Annotated in this window: 12 protein-coding genes; all 12 read right to left on the bottom strand. The window is 42.6% G+C overall.

All coding sequences use genetic code 11. The features are described 5' to 3' along the window. Positions 1–149: 149 nt before the first annotated feature. On the bottom strand, positions 150–1,229 hold the full coding sequence (locus tag AAA970_RS05040) for a LacI family DNA-binding transcriptional regulator (RefSeq protein WP_053404344.1): 1,080 nt from the start codon (positions 1,227–1,229) through the stop codon (positions 150–152). A gap of 185 nt (positions 1,230–1,414) precedes the next feature. Then, positions 1,415–3,721 (bottom strand): family 65 glycosyl hydrolase domain-containing protein, encoded by a 2,307-nt coding sequence (locus AAA970_RS05035; protein ID WP_338236186.1) that lies wholly within the window; start codon positions 3,719–3,721, stop codon positions 1,415–1,417. Positions 3,722–3,840: 119 nt separating this feature from the next. Further along, a complete protein-coding gene (gene pgmB, locus AAA970_RS05030; protein ID WP_338236185.1) occupies positions 3,841–4,488 on the bottom strand; it encodes a beta-phosphoglucomutase in 648 nt (215 codons plus the stop codon). A 335-nt stretch (positions 4,489–4,823) separates the two neighbouring features. Beyond that, positions 4,824–6,146, bottom strand: a complete 1,323-nt coding sequence (locus AAA970_RS05025; RefSeq protein ID WP_338236184.1) for an MFS transporter — start codon at positions 6,144–6,146, stop codon at positions 4,824–4,826. Between the two features lie 94 nt (positions 6,147–6,240). Beyond that, entirely contained in the window at positions 6,241–7,857 is a 1,617-nt protein-coding gene (locus AAA970_RS05020) for an alpha-amylase family glycosyl hydrolase (RefSeq protein WP_338236183.1), read from the bottom strand. 288 nt (positions 7,858–8,145) lie between these two features. After that, positions 8,146–10,035 carry an alpha-amylase family protein gene (locus AAA970_RS05015; protein WP_338236182.1) on the bottom strand — a complete coding sequence of 630 codons (1,890 nt, stop codon included), beginning with the start codon at positions 10,033–10,035 and terminating at the stop codon, positions 8,146–8,148. A 625-nt stretch (positions 10,036–10,660) separates the two neighbouring features. Continuing rightward, a complete protein-coding gene (gene fbaA, locus AAA970_RS05010; protein ID WP_053404339.1) occupies positions 10,661–11,728 on the bottom strand; it encodes a class II fructose-bisphosphate aldolase in 1,068 nt (355 codons plus the stop codon). Between the two features lie 230 nt (positions 11,729–11,958). Beyond that, positions 11,959–15,492: an alpha-amylase family glycosyl hydrolase gene (locus AAA970_RS05005; RefSeq protein WP_338236181.1), complete on the bottom strand. Its 3,534-nt coding sequence runs from the start codon at positions 15,490–15,492 to the stop codon at positions 11,959–11,961. Positions 15,493–15,792: 300 nt separating this feature from the next. Then, the gene (locus AAA970_RS05000; RefSeq protein ID WP_338236180.1) at positions 15,793–16,869 is read right to left on the bottom strand and encodes a SusE domain-containing protein; all 1,077 of its coding nucleotides are present in this window, start codon (positions 16,867–16,869) and stop codon (positions 15,793–15,795) included. Positions 16,870–16,896: 27 nt separating this feature from the next. Beyond that, positions 16,897–18,537 carry a RagB/SusD family nutrient uptake outer membrane protein gene (locus AAA970_RS04995; protein WP_338236179.1) on the bottom strand — a complete coding sequence of 547 codons (1,641 nt, stop codon included), beginning with the start codon at positions 18,535–18,537 and terminating at the stop codon, positions 16,897–16,899. A 13-nt stretch (positions 18,538–18,550) separates the two neighbouring features. Beyond that, positions 18,551–21,538, bottom strand: a complete 2,988-nt coding sequence (locus AAA970_RS04990; protein ID WP_338236178.1) for a SusC/RagA family TonB-linked outer membrane protein — start codon at positions 21,536–21,538, stop codon at positions 18,551–18,553. Between the two features lie 237 nt (positions 21,539–21,775). Next, a complete protein-coding gene (locus AAA970_RS04985; protein WP_338236177.1) occupies positions 21,776–22,270 on the bottom strand; it encodes a YkgJ family cysteine cluster protein in 495 nt (164 codons plus the stop codon). Positions 22,271–22,295 lie beyond the last annotated feature (25 nt).

Genomic DNA, 22,295 nt, shown 5'->3' with positions numbered 1-22,295 from the left:
ATTACCAGTTAATGTGTCTCCCGGATGTAAAAAGAAGAGTATAATTTAAAGGTTTAGTCGAAAAGTCCTAAATTATTTGAAGGCAATTTTTCATGAAATAAAAAAAGCTCCACATACGGAGCTTTTCATTTTTATATTTTCCCTACAGATCATTCCTGTACCCTTCTATTCTTTTCCTCTTCCCAAACTTTCTCACAAGAAGATCCTCTGACTACCACTTTGGTTTTTAGCACTTCAATTCGAGGCGTTTTAATCTCCAAAATTTTATCCGGATGACTTTCCTTTCTGGCCAGCTCATCCAAGAACATATGGGTGGCTAACTGCCCCATTTCAAAGGATGGCTGCACCACGGAGCTGATCTGAGGATCCGTTAATTGGGTAAAGGTGACATCATCCTCAAAACCAATAATTTTCACCTGCTCCGGTACTTTTACCCCCATTTCCCGCAACTGCAAAAGGGCTCCCACCGCTACATTATCATTCACACAGAAAATACCATCCGGAAGTGGCGCTCCACTCTCCACCATTTGTCTTATGGTCGCTCTGGCCAAATCCCGGTTATCGGCTTCAATAATCAAATCCTGCTCCACCGGCAACTTGTGCTCACGCATGGCATCGTGAAAACCGTTGATTCGCTGTTTGGTGATCAAAAGCGAATCCGGTCCCTTGAAGTGGGCAATCCTTCTACAACCCTGACTGATCAAATGCTCCACCGCCTGAAAAGCTCCTTCATAATCCTGAACTACGACAGAATCCGCTTTCACTTCATTGGCAATTCGATCAAAAAAGATCAATGGAATATTACGCTTCTGTACTGACTTAAAATGCTTAAAATCCCGGGTCTCCTTGGTCATGGAACATAAAATCCCATCCACCCTGGAAGAAATCAGTGCGCTCACATTTTGCTTCTCCCGCTCCACATCCTCATTCGTTTGACAAATCACCACTCGATAGCCCGCCTTATAGGCAACATCCTCAATACCCGAAATCACACTGGCAAAGAAATGATGTACCAACTCCGGCACAACCACCCCAATGGTATTCGAACGGCTTTTTCTCAAGCTCTGAGCAATGGTATTCGGGTGATAATCCAACTCCTCTGCCACCTGATTCACCGCATCTTTTGTTTTTTGGCTAATATCAGGATGATCCTTCAAAGCACGAGAAACCGTAGAGGGGGAAATATTCAAAGCCTTGGCAATATCTTTAATTGTCGTTTGCGCTTTCATGATCTAAAAATTAAATCTCCATTACTACTGCATATGCCTTCCCAAATAGAATCATATATCGGCTAAATTATGAAAAATATGCGATTATTTTGCTATACCAAGGCCTCAGGAAAATACAATTGCATAAAAAAAGAGGGAAAGTTAAACCTCCCCTCTTCGAATATTACAATTATTGAATATCGTTATCAGATCGCTACATTTCCATTTGCCGGAACTGCCACCTCTTTGTCATGTACGAATACGTTGATCGCTACATCAGAAGTGTTGGTAATTTCCACTTTTCCTTCGGAAACTCTCACCGCCAACATCGCTCCTTGATGGGTGATGTTGAAAGTATAAGCACCCCACTCAGCTGGGATAAATGGTGCTAAACGCAATACGCCGTCATCGAATACACGCTTACCTGCAAAACCTTCTACCACTGCCATCCAGGTACCTGCCATGGAAGTAATATGAAGACCGTCTCGTGTATCGGCATTGTAGTCATCCAAATCCAAACGAGAAGTTCTTAAGTAGAATTCGTAAGCACGTGCCTGATCACCAATTTTACCTGCCAGGATAGAGTGGATACATGGAGAAAGAGAAGACTCATGAACCGTACGTGGCTCGTAGAAATCGTAGTTCGCTTTAATTTCCTCTACAGAGAAACGCTCTTCGAACAAGTAAATTCCCTGCAATACGTCCGCTTGCTTGATGAAGTTAGAACGTAGAATGCGATCCCAAGACCAGTGGTGTACGATTGGCAACTGAGACTGATCCATATCCTTCACCAAGATTTGCTCTTTGTTGAAGAAACCGTCCGCCTGGATGAAGATATTACGCTCTTCGTCATATCCAAGGTACATATTGTCACGGATCTCAGCCCATTTCGCCACTTCCTCTGCTTCGTTGAAATTGGTTTTCGCTACCAATTCCGCATAGCGCTCGCTGTACTTCTCTTTTAGAATTTCGACTGCTTTGGTCGTGTATTCCATACACCACATTGCGATGTAAGAAGTGTACCAGTTATTGTCCACGTTGTTATCAAACTCATTCGGACCGGTTACCCCCAACATTACGTATTTGTTGTAACCTACCGACCAGTTCACACGCTGTTTCCAGAAACGGGTAATTCCCAACAATACCTCGAAACCGTAATCTGCAAGGTATTTGTCATCCCCTGTGTGGCGGATATAGTTGTAAATTGCGAATGCAATAGCACCATTACGGTGGATTTCCTCGAAAGTAATCTCCCACTCATTGTGGCACTCTTCACCGTTCATGGTTACCATTGGGTAAAGTGCTGCTCCGTCAGTGAAGCCCAACTTCTGTGCGTTCTCGATGGCACGCTCCAAGTGGTTGTAACGGTAGATCAACAGATTTCTTACTACCTCAGGCTCTGCAGTCATCAAGTAGAATGGCACACAGTAAGCTTCCGTATCCCAGTAAGTCACCCCGCCGTATTTCTCACCAGTGAATCCTTTAGGACCAATGTTCAAACGTGCATCCTCACCAGTGTAAGTCTGGTTCATGTTGAAGATATTGAAGCGGATACCCTGCTGCGCTTTCACATCGCCCTCAATCAGGATATCAGAGAATTCCCATTTTTTCGCCCAGGCAGCAGCCTGCTCTTCCATCATCGTATCAAAGCCTTTGGCTTCCACACGCGCTAAATAATCCTTAGCTACTGCAATCAAATCTCCCTTGTCATGATTCTCGGAAGAAATGTTACAGATATATTTGAAAATAGTCGCAACATCACCTTCGCTTACTGCTACAGTAGTGCTGTTACCTACAAATTTCTCTTTATTTTCGGTTTCAATGGCAGTAGACTGAACGGCACCGTTCAAAGTCAAGTTCCATTTCATACCGGTAGCCACCTGGAATTGAGTCTTCAAAGTCTCACTCACCAAGATTGCCTGACCCGCTTCGTTTTCTTTAGCGACCTCTACCCAGAATTTTTCATCGTAGTTCGAATCTTCATTCTCGATGTCACCATCAACGAATGGAGAAAACTTGATATTTCCGGAGAAATTAACCGCTTTTACTTCGTAACGGATTGCTCCACCCTCATCATCAACAATGGACAACAAACGAGTAGATACTACTGCTACTTTTTTGCCTGATGGCAAAGTCGCTTCGAAGGTACGCTGTAGGTAACCTTCTTTCATATTCAGGTCACGCTTGAAGTTTTCTACTTTAGCAGTAGCTAAATCCAGCTCCTCGCCGTCAACTTCTACATGGATCCCTAACCAGTTTGCCGCATTCAAAACTTTAGCAAAATACTCAGGGTAACCGTTTTTCCACCAACCTACACGGGTTTTGTCCGGATAGTAAACACCTGCCACATAATTTCCTAAAAGGCTATCGCCAGAATACTTCTCTTCGAAGTTACCACGACCACCCATACGGCCGTTACCCAATGAGAATAGAGATTCTGAAACGCGATTGTCAGCAGGGTCAAACCCCTCCTCAACAATATTCCACTCGTGATGCTTGATATATTCCTTCATAACGCTATTGTAATTCCAAGAAAGAAAAAGGGTTGTCCTGCACCCAATCCCCCAACCGGGTGAGGACAACAATCCCACACATTATACTTTCCTACACTACCAAAGGCAGTGGTTGTTTTTTATAAAGCTTTTAGATTTTCAATATTAAATTCGGTAAAACCGGATACGACTACGTCTGCTTGAGAAAGCACTTCCTGCTCCCCAATTCCAACACAACGCATGCCACCATTTTTCGCTGCTTCCACCCCTGCTTCCGCATCTTCAAATACCACACATTCTGCTGCCGTCAAGCCCATTTTTTCCGCTCCCTGAGTAAACACTTCAGGATCCGGCTTGGCTTTGGATACCGAGTTACCATCTACGATTACATCGAAGTAATCTTTGATTTTTAAAATATCTAAGATCAAAACCGCGTTTTTGGATGCAGAACCCAAGGCAATTTTGATGTTATTTTCCTTTAGTTGATTGAAGAAATCCAAAACTCCAGGCAGGATTTCATCCGGTTGCATTTGATGAATAAACTCCAAATACCACTCATTTTTCTTAGTAGCAGCTGCTTCCTTCTCTTCTTGAGAAATCGTCAAACCACCGATTTCCAACAGGATGTCCAAAGAGCGCATGCGGCTTACACCTTTCAGGCGTTCGTTGTCCTGCTCAGTAAAATCAAAGCCCAATTCAGCACCCAATTTTTTCCAAGCCAGATAATGATATTTGGCGGTATCGACTACTACTCCGTCCAAATCAAAAATACATCCTTTGATATCCATAATATTATTAGTTGACAAGTAAATTCATTTCCAATAAGGCTCTAATGGTAACCTTATATTACAAATCGATCTCGGTAAAAATAGTTCTAATAATTTCAGGGCTTTTATTAATCCCACAAAATGACTATCCCTTCCTTGATTATAAATCAAATTTAATCCCATTATAAGGGACAACAATAGTAATATGATAATTTCACCTAAAATTCTCCTGCACTCGTTTGCACTGGGCGCAATGAGAATAGTACAAAAAAATAAGGGATTAGCCACAAGCTAACCCCTTAATTACTATTTAACTAAAGATAAGATAGTTATGTTATTAAATTTTTATTGAATCGCTATTTTTGTTTTACTAATCCTACTGAAAGCGCTCCTAATAATAAGCAAATACCTGCTACAAAGATAATCCAGATCGGTGCACCCAAGGCATTTGCGATGGTTGCCCCCATTAAACCTGCCAATATTTGTGGGCCGGCAATGGTGAAATTGAAAATACCCATATAAACCCCCATCTTATCGGCTGGTAATACCTCAGACAGGATCGCGAATGGCATCGACAAAATCGCCGCCCAAGCAATCCCTACCCCAGCCATTGAAACGATCAACATATACTTATCTGTCACATATGGGAAGGAAGCCAATCCTATACCCCCCAAGACCAAGGCAAATGCATATACTGTTTTTCTTCCAAATTTCTCCACCAACTGCGCCATCACAATAGAGAATAAAGCAGCGAACAAAGAATATGCACCAAACAATACGCCAACCCAGTTACCGGCTTCATTATATTCCAAAGATTGCGGATCCGTAGCTCCCCAAACATGTTCTGCTACTGCAGGCGTAGAATAAACCCACATCATATAAAAAGCTACCCAGGAAAAGAACTGTACCAAAGCCAACTGAATCATAGGTTTTGGCATATTTTTCAGTAGATCAATGAAAGAATCCTTTTTCGCCTCTTTTGGTTTCTCCTCAATCGGGTGATATTCGAAATATTCCTCCGGTGTATACTCCTTTGTTCTCAGAGAAGTCCATAATACCGACAAGATAAGGGCAGAGCCTCCGATATAAAAAGACCAGGTCACAGAGGGAGCCACTTTTTCACCTGGAAGAGGTTCATTCGCCACCCCAACGGCCGTCAAAATAAAGGGCAACAAGGAACCCACAACTGCACCCGTATTAATCAGGAATGACTGGATAGCATAGCCCTTGTCACGTTGGTTTTTAGGCACCATATCCCCCACCAAAGCACGGAAGGGCTGCATGGTAATATTAAAGGAAGCATCCATGATCAACAACATGGTCGCACCAAAAAACATCGCCGGCATCAAAGTAGTAAAGAACTCCGAATTCGGCATCAGGAACATGGCAATGGTCGCGGCGATGGCTCCCGCCAAAATAAATGGAATACGACGACCCCTGCGTCCGGGTAAATACTGAATCCAGCTACGATCAGAAGCACCCCCAATAATCGGTTGAATGATAATACCTGCGATCGGAGCGGCCAGCCAGAAAAAACCAAGATGATGCACATCAGCACCCAATGCCTGAAGAATACGGCTCACGTTACCATTCTGCAACGCAAAACCAAACTGAACGCCCAGGAAGCCGAAGCTGACGTTCCACATTTGCCAAAACGATAATTTTGGTTGTTGTCTCATGTGTTTTAATTGAAAAATATAAATCGATTCTCTTTAAATTATGCCCGGGCCATTCCCCGGCACACAAAAAAACCGGGGGCCTCCCCCCGATTTCTTATTTCTTTAAAATCAAAGTCGAATAAGCTGCCAATTCAATGCTATCGTCTTTAACCTTATTGTTCTTCGTATCCAATACCACTTTGCTGAAATCCCTGGCCTTGAAGTTCAGGCTTTCTGTCTGGTCTCCCAGGTTGTGGAATACCAGTACCTTTTCTCCTTTATAATCACGTTCGAAAGCCAAAATTGCTTTTGAAGCTCCTTCTACACGCAAGGCAGTCATTGTCCCCATGGTCAGTGCATCCTCTGCACGGCGGGCATGCATCAGGTTCTTATAGTGATTCAAAATGGATTTCGGATCTTTCTCCTGCACCTCCGCAGTGGCTACTGTCTCAAAAGTAGTGTATTCTGCTTTTTCCCAAGTGGTATTTTCTTTAGCATCTTTCGCCCAAAGGAAAGGCTCACGAATCAACTCATCTGGCTTCAATCCACGCATTCCGATCTCTTCCCCATAGTACAGGTAAGGAGATCCCGGGAAGGTCATCAGAATGGAAGCAGCCATTTTGGCTTTATCCATATCGTTTTCCAATACCGACATCGCACGATTCTGATCGTGATTGGTAATGAAAGTAGCATCTACATAATTTGGCTGTACTGCCTGATATTTGGCGCTAATCGCATTGTAATTATCAATCAGGCCTGTTCCGTCCGCATCTTTACAGGCATCGGTTATGGCATAACCAAAATCAAAGTTAAACAACGACTGAAGTCCCTGCAGATAAGGCGCTACGATATCAGAATCCGCCCATACCTCACCTACCAAATAAACATCTGGCTTTACGGTCTTCATTTCATTGTAGAATTCCACCCAGAAAGCGTGGTTTTTCTCTTCCTCATGGTCAAAAATGTGCTTGGCTGCATCTAAACGGAAGCCGTCAATCCCCATTTCAGCCAACCACCATTTACCAATTTCAAATACGGCCTCTTTTACTTCCGCATTGTCATAGTTGATATCCGGCATATGATCGCCAAAGTAGCCGTAGAACAGCTCTTTATCTTCTTTATTATAAGGATTTTGATACCATTGAATGATATTATCCGAATCACCCTGTGCCTCTTTTGCCCAGTGAATGGAAGCCTTTGCCTCTTTCTCTGTCATCCAGTCAAAATAATCACGGTAAGGGTTTTTCACCTTTTCGCCATTCTCATCGGTGATAAAATCCCCCTTCGCAGACTCCTTAAACCACCAATGCTCATGAGAGGTATGGTTAATGATGAAGTCAACCACCACGCGAATATTTCGCTTGTGCGCTTCCTCTACGAATTTTTTGAACTCCTCTTCTGTACCATAATCCGGGTGAACAGATTTATAATCCACCACATCATACTTATGATAAGAAGGTGATTTCATAATCGGCATTAACCAGATGGCCTCAACACCGAGGTCAGCTAAATAATCCAACTTAGAAGTCATTCCATTAAAATCCCCGATGCCGTCGCCATTAGAATCTGCGAAGGACTGAACAAAGATTTCGTAGGTTATACCTTTTGGCCAATGTGAGGGTAAATTTTCAGGCGTGGCCGCCGCCTGTTCCGATACTTGATTTCCACCACAGGCTACTGTCAATAACGACATCAAAGCGACAGAAAAAATATTGCGGATTCTTTTCAACATAGGGGGTCTGTTTTAAGTAATTTACAGAATAAGCTCCAAAAATTATCAATCTCTTGAATTATTAATACAAATATACCTCAATTTTAAGGAAGCCAAAAAAGCCGTCAAAATCCAGCGATATAACTTTACGCAAACGGTTGCTATTGCTCTTGGACTACTAAAAAAGGTGACTTTCATCATTATTTAATCCCTGGAAAACTGCGGTTCATTATTAAAAATAAAAAGCCGTACCCCTGAGTAAACTCAAGCATACGGCTTTTCTTTTCATTTATTCCTAATAATCAATTTTTACAATTTGAAAATAAAGGAACCCAAAGGCGCTAATTTCACATTGAATTTACCTACCCCATTCTCCACTTTCAGATCAGCTGAAATCTGCTGATACAATTGATCCATCATGGTCACTTTATCCCCATCTTTTAAGCCCCAGGCTTTAACAATTTCGGCAGGCAACTGCATTTCCACTTCCGCTCCCTGCGCGGCATCAAAATTATTCACCACTATCAGTTTTTCCTGATCATCCCAACGCACAAAGCTGTGCAGTTTATCACCATAATCAGCGGCATTCTGACGGTTGAAGGCATGGATATCGGCATACTCTCCCATTAGCGCGCTGCTGTTCTTGGTGAAATTCAACAAGCGAACATAGAAATCACGAAGACCTTTTTCCTCTTCGGTCAACTGCCCACCATCAAATTTACCGTCATTGACCCAACGCTGGTGATGAGGAACACCAAAGTAATCGAAGATGGTCGTTCTTGAATTGGTACCGAAACCGGCATCCTCTGCCGCTGGCTCTCCTACTTCCTGTCCGAAGTAAATCATGGTTGGAGAAGTGGAAATCAAAGCAGAAACCACCATAGCGGGCTTACCTTTCATCATATCACCTGCAAATTCCGGCGCGGCAATACGTTGCTCATCATGATTTTCCAAAAAGTGCAACATATGGTGTTCGATATCTGCCAAACCGTCCTGAATTGGTGCCAAATTATCCGTACTACCATGCCCCTGCATGATATGCTTCAACGTATCGTAAAGCTCTACTTTGTCATACAGATAATCCATTTTACCTAAGTGGATATAATTACGGTATTGCGCTGGATTATAAACCTCTGCCACCAAAAAGGCATCCGGATTCGCATTTTTAATGGAAGAGTTCATATAAGACCAGAACTCTACCGGCACCATCTCTGCCATATCAAAACGGAAACCATCCACGCCCATTTTTGTCCAGTACAAGGCCACATCACGAAATTTAGTCCAGGAAGATGGCACTTCCTTATCCTGCCAGAAAGCATAATGATCTGCTGCCGGCTTTTTGTCAAATCCTTCAGGAAGCGCTGAGAAGTCATAGGTACCATCAGGGCGAACACCATAGTTGATTTTCACAGTCTCATACCAATCGTGGAAATGAGGCTGCGCTTCACGAGAACCATTACCGGTCCATTTAGCCGGATTTTCATCAAATTTGCCATCCGAGAGCGCATGTTCATCTCCTCCAAGCGGCTTATAGTTATCCAAAGACGCTGGTACTTTGAATGATTTTCCCGGAATATAATAAAAGTTATTATCCTTCTTATAATCCACAGAAGTATCATCACTTACCCCGAAACCTTCTGCCTCTTTATTCAAAGATTCATATTTACGGGCAACATGGTTCGGAACGATATCAATAATCACTTTCATTCCATGTTTGTGCGTACGGTCCACTAAAGCCTTAAATTCCTCCAAACGCTTCGCCGGATCTTCAGCCAAATCCGGGTTCACATTATAGTAATCCTTTACGGCATAAGGAGAACCTGCACGGCCTTTTACCACATCCGGATCATCATTAGAAATACCATATTTTGTATAATCAGTAATTACGGCATGATGTGGAACTCCGGTGTACCAAACGTGTGTTACGCCAAGGTCCTTAATTTCTTCCAGGGCTTTATCTGTAAAATCATTGAATTTACCGACCCCATTTTCTTCAATGGTTCCCCATGGTTTGTTGGTGGTATTGGTATTTCCGAATAAACGGGTAAATACCTGATAAACCACTGCTTTTCCTTCACTGGTTTGCATAGTGGTGGTTTTCTCTGTATTGGATGTCGTGGTTTGCTCTTTATCAGCACCTCCACCACAAGCGCTAAAGCCCAATGCCAACGCGCAAGTCCAAATCATCGCTCTTTTCATAGGATAGAATATAATGGATTCTTCTAAATAAAATTCAAAACTGAAATTTCACACGAAGGCGAAATTTTTGACCGAGCGGTCATTTTCCTACTATTGTAAGCAGGAAATTATAAGGAAAGCACAGATGCCGGGATTAAGCTAATTTACTGAAAAACAAACAGGTTGGGGAAATGTTGATTTTCATAGCCAATACTTAATAAAGATACAAAAAATTAAACGATCCATACAAATCGTAATCCGACATCCCAGAATAATGTTAATGTAAACGATTGTTATGAATATTCACACAATCAATTGCATTTAATAACCGCTTTCTTTCAGGATTTAGCCGCATTATTCACCGCTTGCTTTAGAGGGTCGCGCGCAGATCTAAGTTGTCAGATTAATTTGAGTGGTTTTGCTAATTTTTAATACCCAAATTGGGGTGAAATTGCTTCCTCCTTACCACACACCTTAGTGGGGAAATACTTGAAATAAAAAATATCCCTTCATGTATCCCACCTTGCGAAACGAGGAATTAAGTATGCATAATTAGGCTTACATCAAGCAATTATAGAAAAAATGGGAACAAAAAAAGCCCGGGCTAAATACCCGGGCTAAATTTTATTTTCTGGAATAAACCGAATTATGCGTTACGGTTCATGCAGTTCAAATCAGCGAATGCTTCTTCCAAACGAGTTACGAAAGACTCCTGAGCAGTACGCAACCACTTACGAGGATCGTAGTGAGACTTGTTAGGCTCATCAGCACCTTTAGGGTTACCGATTTGTCCTTGCAAATAAGCTTCGTTTGCTTTGTAGTAGTTCATCACACCTTCCCAAGTAGCCCACTGCATATCGGTATCGATGTTCATTTTGATAGAACCGTAACCCAAAGCTTCCTCGATCTTAGCTTTCTCAGAACCAGAACCACCGTGGAATACGAAGTGTACAGGGTTAGTTTCAGGAGTGTTGTGCTTCTCGTGGATATAAGCCTGAGAGTCACGCAAGATAGTTGGAGTCAACTTCACGTTACCTGGCTTGTATACACCGTGTACGTTACCGAAAGAAGCAGCGATAGTGAAGTTAGGAGAAATTTTCAACAACTCAGTGTACGCGTAATCTACTTCCTCAGGCTGAGTGTAAAGACGAGACTCATCTACATCAGAGTTATCAACACCGTCTTCCTCACCACCAGTGATACCCAATTCGATTTCCAAAGTCATACCCATTGGCGCCATGCGCTTCAAGTACTCAGCAGAAATAGAAATGTTTTCTTCCAATGGCTCCTCAGAAAGGTCGATCATATGAGAAGAGAACAATGGCTTACCAGTCTCTTTGAAGAATTGCTCACCAGCATCCAACAAACCGTCGATCCAAGGCAACAATTTCTTAGCACAGTGGTCAGTGTGCAAAACAACTGGAACACCGTAAAGCTCAGCCATCAAGTGAACGTGCTTAGCACCAGCGATAGAACCTGCGATAGCACCTTTTTGATCAGCGTTACCTGCTCCTTTACCAGCGATGAATTGCGCACCACCGTTAGAGAATTGAACGATTACAGGAGAGTTTACTTTTGCAGCAGTCTCCAAAACTGCATTGATAGAATCAGTACCGATAGTGTTTACTGCTGGAAGCGCAAACTTATTGTCATTTGCATAACGGTAAAGTTTCATCAACTCTTCACCGAATAATACTCCTGGTTGAAATTTCATGATAATGTATTTATTAAACTGAATAAGTCTTTATGGCTGCAAATTTAGGGAATTTTGTGGTCATAGGTATGATACAGGTCAGACTTTATGAAACAGTCTGAAAATTCAAAAGTATTATTTCAATTAAAATTTAATTTACTCAAAGAATGGGTTTTACGGAAGTGATTGAAATACAAACAAAAAAGCCTCAGTAAGGAAACTGAGGCTTTTCAAAAATTATTTTTAACTCATCAAAGTTTAATTACTTTTCTAACAGATCGCTTACTTCCCTGTAATATTTCAACAAAGAAATATCCAGTTTGATAAGCGGAAAGATCTATTTGTAGGCGATCACCTTTTTGCACCTTGGCGGTGTTTTGTTTTAACAGTCGCCCCATAGCATCTAACACTCGCACTTGCAGCTCTTCTCCGGACCACTGCTCACTACTGATAAATAGCGGGCCATTCGTTGGAACCGGGTAGATCAAAAGGCCATCTGATGCAGCTTCCGAATCCGACACAACCGTTGCTTTAAATGGGCCAAAATCCTCGGTTTGCATGCCACCGTCTTTGGTCTTCACTAAAAACTCGATGCCATCTGCCATGATCGCAGCCTGAGATAAATTATAATAATCTGCAGACACCATTTTCATTTCGAACTGTCCGTTCCCTAAACTGGTTAATTTCGCGGCTTCATCCGAAGCCCCCCAATCACCATTAAGCACCTCTTCCTCCTCATCTCCATTATGCCAGGCCCATAGATAAAGATCTTCCTGCTGACCAATTGCCAAACCGGAAAGATCAAAATTAATGGTGATCTCTTCATAAGCCCTCCATGCTTTAGGGTTAATGGAAACGCGTTCCACCTCCACGGACAGGATACCATTCTCCTCCTCTTTAGACAATCCTTTATTTCCCTGATCATCTTCAAAATAGACCTCTACAGCAACTAAGTCATCTTCTTCGGACAGTCCAAACAACTCCATAGGATTGAAGGAAGCAATGAAGCGACCACTATCCTCGGTCATATCGACACTCAAAAATTCCCCTGCATTTCCACCAATCTCCATAACAGGCGCCACCATCATTTTCACATTTTCAGCATCAATTAAGTTTGCATTTCCGCCTTCAGGGTAAAACGTCACCTCTGCGGTCTCTTCTTTTTTGAAAGATGCCGGATTTACGGAAAAGAATGGCAAATCATTATTAATCAATCCCGTCTCGGGAAATTCAATTACTTCACTTACATATACCTGAAAGTTTCCAGGGCCCAATAATTTCTTATCTTCCTGACCGAATACCACTTCATTGCCGCCATTGAAATACTCATACCAGGTACCTGCCGAAGGAAGATCTGCCGCTCCTACCTCTGCTGCCTGCATACCAAAGTTACCCACTACATGCACTTTCAGGCCGGTTTCTGACATCAACTGAATGGTTTTTACTTGCTGATCACCGCCCAGTTTTAGCTGCGTGTTGGCTTTCGTGGCCTTGTACAAGGCTGATTCATTTCTTAAATCGAATAGGGCCTTATACACTTTACGCAATTTCACCCGCTCTGCATTATCATTATACTCCCAAAGCACCGGCTTCTCTGCCGTACGGTAATCTCCGCTGATTTCCCCGTCTTTTTCAATTTGATTAATGGAAACATCATAGCCTAATTCCCCGAACTGCCATACCATTTTTGGACCAGGTACCGGAAGGAAAAAAGCGGCCAATAATTTTTGACGGTCAATTGAATATTTATCCTGCTTCAAATCATATCCATGAAGTGCCTTTCCATGATAATCTGACTCAAACTTCATGCGTTCCTCATCGTGGCTCTCCATATAGGAAACCAGGGCCATATTATCACCTAAGCTTCCGTTACCATCACGACGACCATAATATTGATCAATCAAATTAGCACCATCACCTTTTGCAGCATTAGCGAACTCATGATGAGGCCCGGCGCCCGTCCAAAGCAACATGCCTTCTTTGGCAAGTTCCGCTTCCTCATCCCAATCAGTTAAATGTTCCAAAATCACATAGGCATCCTCATCCTTTGCCTTAATCACCGCATTCATACGCTTCAAAATATCCACACGGTCCTGATCATAGCGACTTCCCCACATATCATCTCCCTCCTTCACATGGTTGGTAAAACCTTTGGTAAAGTCAAAACGGAAACCATCCACTTTGTATTCTTCCATCCAATAGGTATTCACCGAGTCCACCAAAGCCTGCGTCCACACACTTTCGTGGTTGAAGTCTACCCCCCAATTTAAATCAGCATCCGGGAAATTTCCTTGTGGATTGTACCATGGGTTATCGGCGGTTGGGTCTCCATAATCGCCCTCATTGTACATTCTGTTGAAAGGAGAAGAGTGAAAGGTGTGATTCAATACCATATCAATCACTACAGCCATCCCTCTTTTATGCGCCTCATCAATGAAGGTTTTCAGATCATTTTTATGACCATACCATTTATCCACTGCAAAATAAAAGTTCGGATTATAACCCCACGAATTATTGCCTTCGAACTCATTCACCGGCATCAACTCTATACAATTCACCCCCACAGATTCTAAATAGTCAAAACGGGCGATAGCGGCTTCATAAGTTTGCTCTTCGGTAAAGTCGCGAATATGCAATTCATAAACGACCAAAGACTCCGATGCCGGTTTTTGGAAATTAATGGTTTCGTTTGACCAATTAAATTCCGTTTGTCCTGTCTGAAAATAAGAGGCACGGAACTGCGTCTTTTCTTCCGGATAAGGCTTTAAGCCGGGATAGCGCGCTTCATCAATATACTGATCATCAAAATCAGAAACCTTATCAGTATATGGATCTGCGATTTTCACACTACCATCCATCAGGTATTGATAAATATATTCCTCTCCAGGGGTCAGTCCGGTCACCTCTAACCACCAATAGTTGGCAGTATCGGTCTCATAACGTTTCATGGAATATTGATCCTGAACTTCCCAATCAGTTTCTTTAAAATCCCCGATCACATACACAAATTCCTTTTGTTTCAATGGGTCCACTAAAACAAAGGTCACTTTGGTATCATCATTCGCATCGTAATTCGGCCCCAATTTCAGGCCTGCGGGTAATTCGGCATCTACTACATCAGGCTTCACAAAGATCTCCAATTCCTTTTCAGAAGACTGATCTGCTGTATTGGCGGTCGCAATAAATTTATAACTTCCGGAAGCTTCAGGAGTGAAATCATGGGATATTCCCTCGGAATCAGCCTCTGAGCTGAAAACAACGCCTTCCGCATCTTTAATGATCAAATCAGCAGTTTCATTGGGTGTCGCTGTAAGGGTAACGGTTTCCCCTATTTCCACCGGACCACTTACGCTGGCTGTAAAATCCAGACTTAAAACGCCTGCTTGCTCTACATCAAAAAAGACATCTGAGGTTTGCCCGTCATTCCAATCTCTTCCTTTCAGGATAATTCCCATTCGAGAAATCTGATCGGCTGAAGCCCCAATAAATTCAGTAGGCACGAAAGTAATCGTCCAAACATTCCCTGCTCCCTTGGTCCATTTTGCTGCATCCTGTGCATCTGTAGCAGGATTGACATTCGTTGCTGCACCTGCCCCATCCGGCACCCAAACCCAGGCCCAGGCTTCGGTCAGGCCCTCCAAAGAAGCATTACCGGTTACATCAGCAGTAAATGTTACTTCATCCGTAGCTTTAAACTTCTCAGGGCTGGCCGTAATAGTTTGAGCACTTACACTCTGAGAAAGAAACAGGAAAAATCCAATTAAAAAGTATAAGGTTTTGTTCATAAGTATTCCATTTATAAAAATAACTAATTCAATATCTCATATTCCTTAATTTTCAACCCTTTTATGTGCGTGTTTTTGCGAATATTAAAACGCAAACGTTTGAACTCTCTGTTTTTTTAACAACTCAAAGACTCCCCAATAGGCAGCATATACCTCCACTTGTCGCTCTTTTTTGCTCACCCCATAAAAGCCAGGGTACACTTTTTTCCCCTAAAAATTAAAAAAGTAATAATATGGACTAAAGCGAAACAAAAAAACCGCCCAAAGAGGACGGCTTTTTTATTGAAGTATTCACAGTAATTAGTTTTTTGTAATCGTAAAGGAATACTGACCGTCCAGTGTTTTCTTCACGTCAAGAATAATGGTATAATTTCCTGCTTCATCGAGGTTGAAATCTCCCCCTCCAAAGCTTAAGCCTCCAGAACCATCATCTCCCAAATTCACATCCCAATTATCATCCAGCCTGAATTTCCACGGACCAGCATTCATATCAGTAGTCAGCGAATAAGTAGAATCTGCTTGATTAAATGTCATTGCTCTGCTACTATTCCAACCCGTTTCGGGAAAAGCATCACCTATTGCACCCCAAGTAGTAGGCGTAATGGTGTACTCCTTGGTCGTCCAATCCACATCTATTCTATAATCTCCAGCTGGTCCAGGAATGGTTAATGCTGCTGGATCTCCGTCTTGCTTAGGATCTAAAACACCATCAGGTTCATTATCTCCCCACTGAGAATCCCAATTGCCTTTTTGCGTTAAAATCTTAAATTCATCATGGCCTTGATCGGGATCCTCCACGCCATAAAAAGGCATTACACCAGAATATAATCCTTCTTCGCCTTCAAGCGTTGTTCTATCATCCGCATTGTTCCAATCCTGAAACCATCCCGCGAGAAATAGCTCAACCGGGAAGGCCGCCGGATCATTCCATGTAGTTACAGTAGTTGACACCGCATTGGACATTAAAGTATCCACACCAGGAACAATAGCCTGAATGATGATATCGACATTAGTTGGCGTTTCAGCCTGAATTCCGGCTAACACCAAACCAATATTCAATTGTTTACTGGTGGACTCCCAATAAGGAGTAGTTACTGTCCCTAAGGCCTGTGCATTAGCAAAGTCCCCACCGTCAGGGTCCATAAATACGGTATAATTCGTAATAATTCCCACACCTAAATCTGCTGGGGTCCATTCCCATCGAATAGAATCTCCGGAATTTTCCTCCGTCAGGACAATAGACTCCGGGAGATCAATCACAGGAGCAGTTCTATTGTCAGGACCATTGACCCTTGGGTTGGAGCGGTCGTCATCATTGCAGGACACTAATCCTATGGAGAAGGCTAGCAATCCAAAAATTAAAAATTTTATTTTCATAGCTTTGAAATCTCTTTAAATAATAGCCTAGTAACCAGGATTCTGCTTAAGATTCGGATTTGCATTCACATCCGTACTTGGAATAGGCATCAAGTTGTATCGTGAATTTACCGATGTACCCGAAGGAATTCCTCCCTTAAATGCCCATACATAATTATCCCCAACAAGCTCTCCAAAGCGGACCAAATCTGTTCTTCGGTGCCCTTCCCAATAAAGCTCTCGTGCTCTTTCTTTTAACAGAAAGTCTTTAGGATCAGTAATGGAATTAACTGTACTAGCCCCACCTCTTGTTCTAATCTCGTTAATACGCCCAATTGACGCAGCCGAGATCGAACCATTAATCCGCCATTCTAGTTCGGCGGTCATTAAATAAGCATCCGCCAATCGAAATACCGGAAAATTCGTGTCCGCAAATCCCTCTGACAGGTTGCTACCATCAGAACCATCCTGTTTCTTATTCTTAAATTTAACCACCGCGTAACCTTCGGTGAATTGATCCTGATTTTGAATTTCCTTTGACTGCCCCTCTGTAAAAAACAATGCACGCCCATCGTTAGGGGAGTCTACTTCAAAATAATCCACAAATTCCGGGGTGGTTCTATTTCCTCCCCATGCATCGGCGGTTCCGTAATCGGTCTGATCCATCGCACCACCCATGGAAGCATTAATAATATAAGTGGTTCCTCCAAAGGTTTTGGCATTCAAGCCGTCAAAGGTAAAGGCCCAGATAATTTCATTAGACGTCAGCTGATTGTCGGCCAGAAACAATGCTTCATAAGCGGAGTAATTAGGGCCATCCGTAGTGTATAAAGAATATACACCCGCATCATAGAGTCTTTGAAGGATTTGAAGTCCCTTTTGATATTCACCATTATCCTCAGATCCCAGATAGACGGCATGATTCAAATACAACTTCCCAAGGAGCATATAGGCTGCTGCTTTATCTGCCTCACCAAAGACTGCTGCTTCGGCATCTGGCAATACATTGGCATTATCCTCCGGATTATCTCCAATAATGGCCAAGGCTTCGGATTCAATATATTTGTACAATTCCGGGCCACGCGCATTTTCCCCTGCCGGAAGCGGAAGAAAAGCACCTACTTCATTGGCTTCCGTAACGAAGGGCACGCCGTTGCCAAACAGATCTAAAGCATGCCAGTAAGAGAAAGCTCTCAGGTATCGGGCTTCAGCAATGAACTCAGGAACGCGTTCAAAACCTTCCTGGCCTACAAATCTGGAGGCCTGCCGGATAAATTCATTAGCCAGTGAAACCTGATAAATTGCGCGATAGTAGAATGACCGGATGAATTCATTACCATCTCCCCAGGTCATCTGACTGACTTTTGGCAAATTACCATCATTCCAGCCGTTAATTACTTCTTCGGTGGGCAATTCCTGACACACAAACAATCCTCTCAAGTACTGGGAGTGACCTTCATCAAAACCGGACAAATCCCCCTGCCCGGCAGGTCCTTGTTGACCGGAAACCGAAAATCCGGCATAAATTTTTGCAAGACCTTCACGAAGGTCATCTTGAGTTTGATATACTTTATCAGCTGTATTCAGATTTGGATCAATTGGTGTAACATCCAGATCAGAAATACAGGAGTCAAGGCCTAACATCAGCACAATGGCCAGAAAGGCACCAGTTATTTTTTTCATCATCATGGTTAAGCTAAGTTTAGAATCCCAAATTCACTCCCAACATAAAGGTTCTCGGTCTTGGATAAACTTCGTTATCAATCCCGTCAAAAACCTCAGGATCAAGACCATCATACCCTGTAATAACAAACACGTTGTTGACGGTTCCGTAAACCCGGGCTCTCCACTTTCCTCCGAAAATATTATTAAAATTATATCCGATCATAATGTTGTCTAATCGGAAATAAGAAGCATCTTCCACATAATAGTCTGAGAAATATTGAGGAGTCACAAAATTGGTTTCATAAATATTGGTCGTGACATTACCGGTAAACTGCCCGTTGGTCTGCAATTTGTTGTAAAAGGCACCATCAGAATTCACATTATTATAAACGTAGTTGCCAAAGCTGGCCCGACCAGAAGCACTGAAATCCCAATTCTTGTAAGTCACTTTGGTATTTACTCCCATCAAAACATCCGGTGCGGAGTTTTTATATCTATATTTATCATCGTCATTGATGATACCATTCCCATCGCGATCCACATAGGCATTTTCTATTGGATTTCCATTTTCATCATATATTTGCTCCCAAACAAAGAAAGAAAAGGCAGGGTATCCTACGGAGTGAATTTGAATATTATTACCGGTACCTCCGGCTATTCCTCCGGTCGGCACCCCTTTGTAGGACGGATCATCCACCTGGGTCAGCTTGGTTATTTCATTCACATTGTAGGTGAAATTAATGCCGGCACTCCAGAACCAGTCCTGATTTTGAATAATATTGGCATCAAAAGAGAACTCAATACCACGATTTTCCAAGCTACCCACATTGGTCAGCAGCTCATTACTTAAATTCGAACCTGCAGGAATCGGAATGGTGTTCAACAAATCATCAGTAGTTCTAAGATATAGATCCAAACTACCGGTGAAGCGATCATCCTTAAATCCATAATCAATACCTACGTTCCAGGTAGTGGTAGTTTCCCATTTTAAGTCAGCATCGAAACCTTCTGGACGAAGCGTAGACACGAAGATCGGACTACCATCCGGGTTATAACCAATCGCCTGAGCGGTTTCTTGTCCACGGGTGTAGATTCCTAAATAACCATAGTCCTCCCCAATATCCTGCTGACCGGTTATACCGTATCCCGCTCTGATTTTCGCAGTAGACAAGGTCCCACTTCCGCCCATAAAGCTTTCCTGATCTATATTCCAGCTAAAGGCAAGAGATGGGAAAACTCCCTCACGGTTCCCCTCCGCAAATCTCGAGGAATTATCATTACGCAGCGTAGCTGTCAGTAAATAACGATTTTTCAAATTCAGGTTTAGACGACCAAAGAAGGAGACAAGAAAGTTCTCTGAGCGTTGAATCAATTCCGGATTACGAATGGTTCCGTTACCAAAAACGTCCGTTTCAATCTTTTCATTCCAGAAATGCTGCCAGGAATATCCAGCCATCAGATCGAAATTCAAATCCGGCCCTTCAAACTTATGAACATACTGTAAATAGAAATCCAGCAATTCATTTCGTTTCTTCTCATCATAGCGCTTGTTGGCGCCTTCATTTTGGAAAGCTCCTAAATCAAAAGCCGCCTGTGGATCAATAATCACATTCCCTCCTCCTTTCGAACGGTCAGTTCCCAGATTCAGATTGGCTCTTAACTCCGGCAGGAAATGGAACTTATAATCCAGTTGGATATTACCAATAAAACGATTAACAGTGGATTTATCTAGCTTTTGTTCCAAAAGCGCCAAGGGATTTCCTGGAGCTATATTAATCGGAAGACCGGTCGAGCCTGCCCAGGCAAAGTAACCTCCATAAGGAGCAAAACGTTCCGGATCTCGCACCACCTGCGTAGGGTCAAATCCTATTGCACCGTTCAAAGCCCCGGTATCTGCAAAGCGGTTTTCAATATTCATCCCTTTGGCACTGATGTTTACGGCCAGGTGATCATCAAAAAACTTAGGATTCAGATTGATATTACCCGTCCACCGTTTCAATTGGGAAGTTTTCAATATACCATCATTTAAAGAATACCCAACAGAGGCACGATAAGGAAGGAATTCTGCAATTTCTCCTCCAACCGAAACATTATGATCCGTTGCCACAGAGGTTCTCAGGATTTCATCCTGCCAATCGGTATTGGCATCTCCCAACAAATCCAACACAGCCGGATTGGTCGTTTCGAATCGAGTATTCATCAATTCCCGATACTGATTGGAATTTAGGCTTTCAATGGTTTTGGGAACCGTATTCACCGAAAAAGTACCGTTATAATCCAGTGAAATCCCACCTGAAGTCCCTTTTTTGGTGGTAATCATGATCACCCCATTTGAAGCACGCGAACCATAGATGGCGGTAGCGGAGGCATCTTTCAATACCGTAAAGGTTTCGATATCATTCGGATTAATGGTGTTCAGGGAATTGGCCATCCCGGCGATCTCATTATTATCAATGGGCACTCCGTCAATCACAATCAAAGGATCATTGGAAGCCGAAAGAGAGGATCCCCCCCGAATACGTATAGTGGAATTGGCTCCGGGCGCACCTCCGGAGTTCGTAATTTGCACCCCGGGAACTTTCCCGTTCAACAACTCCTGGGGGGAGTTAAGGGACCCCTGGTTAAAGTCCGAAGCTGAAATGGCTTTTACTGAGCCGGTAAGATCTTCTTTTTTTGCAGAACCATAACCAATTACCACCACTTCAGACAACTCCTCCACGGAAGTGGCCATAGAAATATTCATGGTGGTCTGACTACCGACTTGTTGTTCTGTATCCTGATACCCGACAAAGGAAAATAGCAAAATGGCATCAGGTCCGCTGACGCTCATACTGTAATTTCCATCAAAATCGGTGATGGTACCATTGGCGGTACCTTTCTCGACAATATTGACCCCGGGAATGGGCTGCTGATCATCCCCAGAGATTACTTTTCCGGTAATGGCTTGCTGGGCAAAAGTAGTAAATGCTCCCAGCATCAACCCTAAGGTTATCAGCCATCCCCTCCACAGATAATTTTTGGTCATAACGGTTAATTAGTTTGTGAAATTCCGGTATCTGACCACCACTTTTTTTGCTTGAAATCCTGATAATAAATCTTAAAAATCAAACAAAAAAAGGGTGATTTTCTACACCACTAACCATTAAACCAAGCACTTAATTAATCGTTCGGCACTGTGGAAAAAAACAAGGGAGTCATTATGATTTAATAAAAATCTTAATCTGTTTTACTGAAATAATCCTATTATTTTTTAGAATTGTATTTATATCTTTTCTTCAATTATTTTTAAAACACTTAAAACTGCCGGACAAACCAAGGTATTTCTTACGGTCAGATTTACAATCTGTCTCATTTTTTTTCGGTCGGTATGGGGGTACTCTCTACAAGCCGTTGGGCGGGACTCATACGCGATACAGGTATTATCCGCCGCGAGAAAAGGACATGGCGCCTCATTCAACACGTAATCTCCCTCGCTGTCCAAATGCAGATAAGCATCTATGAATTCGGGCACCTTCATTTTAAAAGCCTTGGCCATCCGCTGAATATCCCCCTGTTTAAATATGGGGCTGGTAGTTTTACAACAGTTGGCACAAGTCAAACAATCCATTGCTTCAAAAACCTGATCATGGGCCGCATGAAATAAACCGTCCAGCGCTCTGGGCTTAACTTTACGTAATTTCTTTGCGATTTCTTTATTATGAGCCAACCGACTGTCCGCTTCCTCTTTAAAACTTTTTAAATCTAACTCCTCCTGCATGGGTGCAAATTAGGAAAATTTTCAG

The sequence above is a fragment of the Persicobacter diffluens genome, assembly GCF_036244895.1.
In the GTDB taxonomy this organism is placed as follows: Bacteria; Bacteroidota; Bacteroidia; order Cytophagales; family Cyclobacteriaceae; genus Persicobacter; species Persicobacter diffluens.
Note: the sequence above shows the minus strand (reverse complement) of the source record. Positions and strands in the feature narration are given on the sequence as shown.

Excerpts from the sequence above, each read along its gene's own strand:
- AAA970_RS05025 (WP_338236184.1), bottom strand. The coding sequence starts at position 6,146 with ATGAGACAACAACCAAAATTATCGTTTTGGCAAATGTGGAACGTCAGC.
- AAA970_RS05005 (WP_338236181.1), bottom strand. The coding sequence starts at position 15,492 with ATGAACAAAACCTTATACTTTTTAATTGGATTTTTCCTGTTTCTTTCT.
- AAA970_RS04985 (WP_338236177.1), bottom strand. The coding sequence starts at position 22,270 with ATGCAGGAGGAGTTAGATTTAAAAAGTTTTAAAGAGGAAGCGGACAGT.
- pgmB (WP_338236185.1), bottom strand. The coding sequence starts at position 4,488 with ATGGATATCAAAGGATGTATTTTTGATTTGGACGGAGTAGTAGTCGAT.
- AAA970_RS05000 (WP_338236180.1), bottom strand. The coding sequence starts at position 16,869 with ATGAAAATAAAATTTTTAATTTTTGGATTGCTAGCCTTCTCCATAGGA.
- fbaA (WP_053404339.1), bottom strand. The coding sequence starts at position 11,728 with ATGAAATTTCAACCAGGAGTATTATTCGGTGAAGAGTTGATGAAACTT.
- AAA970_RS04990 (WP_338236178.1), bottom strand. The coding sequence starts at position 21,538 with ATGACCAAAAATTATCTGTGGAGGGGATGGCTGATAACCTTAGGGTTG.
- AAA970_RS05035 (WP_338236186.1), bottom strand. The coding sequence starts at position 3,721 with ATGAAGGAATATATCAAGCATCACGAGTGGAATATTGTTGAGGAGGGG.
- AAA970_RS05020 (WP_338236183.1), bottom strand. The coding sequence starts at position 7,857 with ATGTTGAAAAGAATCCGCAATATTTTTTCTGTCGCTTTGATGTCGTTA.
- AAA970_RS05040 (WP_053404344.1), bottom strand. The coding sequence starts at position 1,229 with ATGAAAGCGCAAACGACAATTAAAGATATTGCCAAGGCTTTGAATATT.
- AAA970_RS04995 (WP_338236179.1), bottom strand. The coding sequence starts at position 18,537 with ATGATGATGAAAAAAATAACTGGTGCCTTTCTGGCCATTGTGCTGATG.
- AAA970_RS05015 (WP_338236182.1), bottom strand. The coding sequence starts at position 10,035 with ATGAAAAGAGCGATGATTTGGACTTGCGCGTTGGCATTGGGCTTTAGC.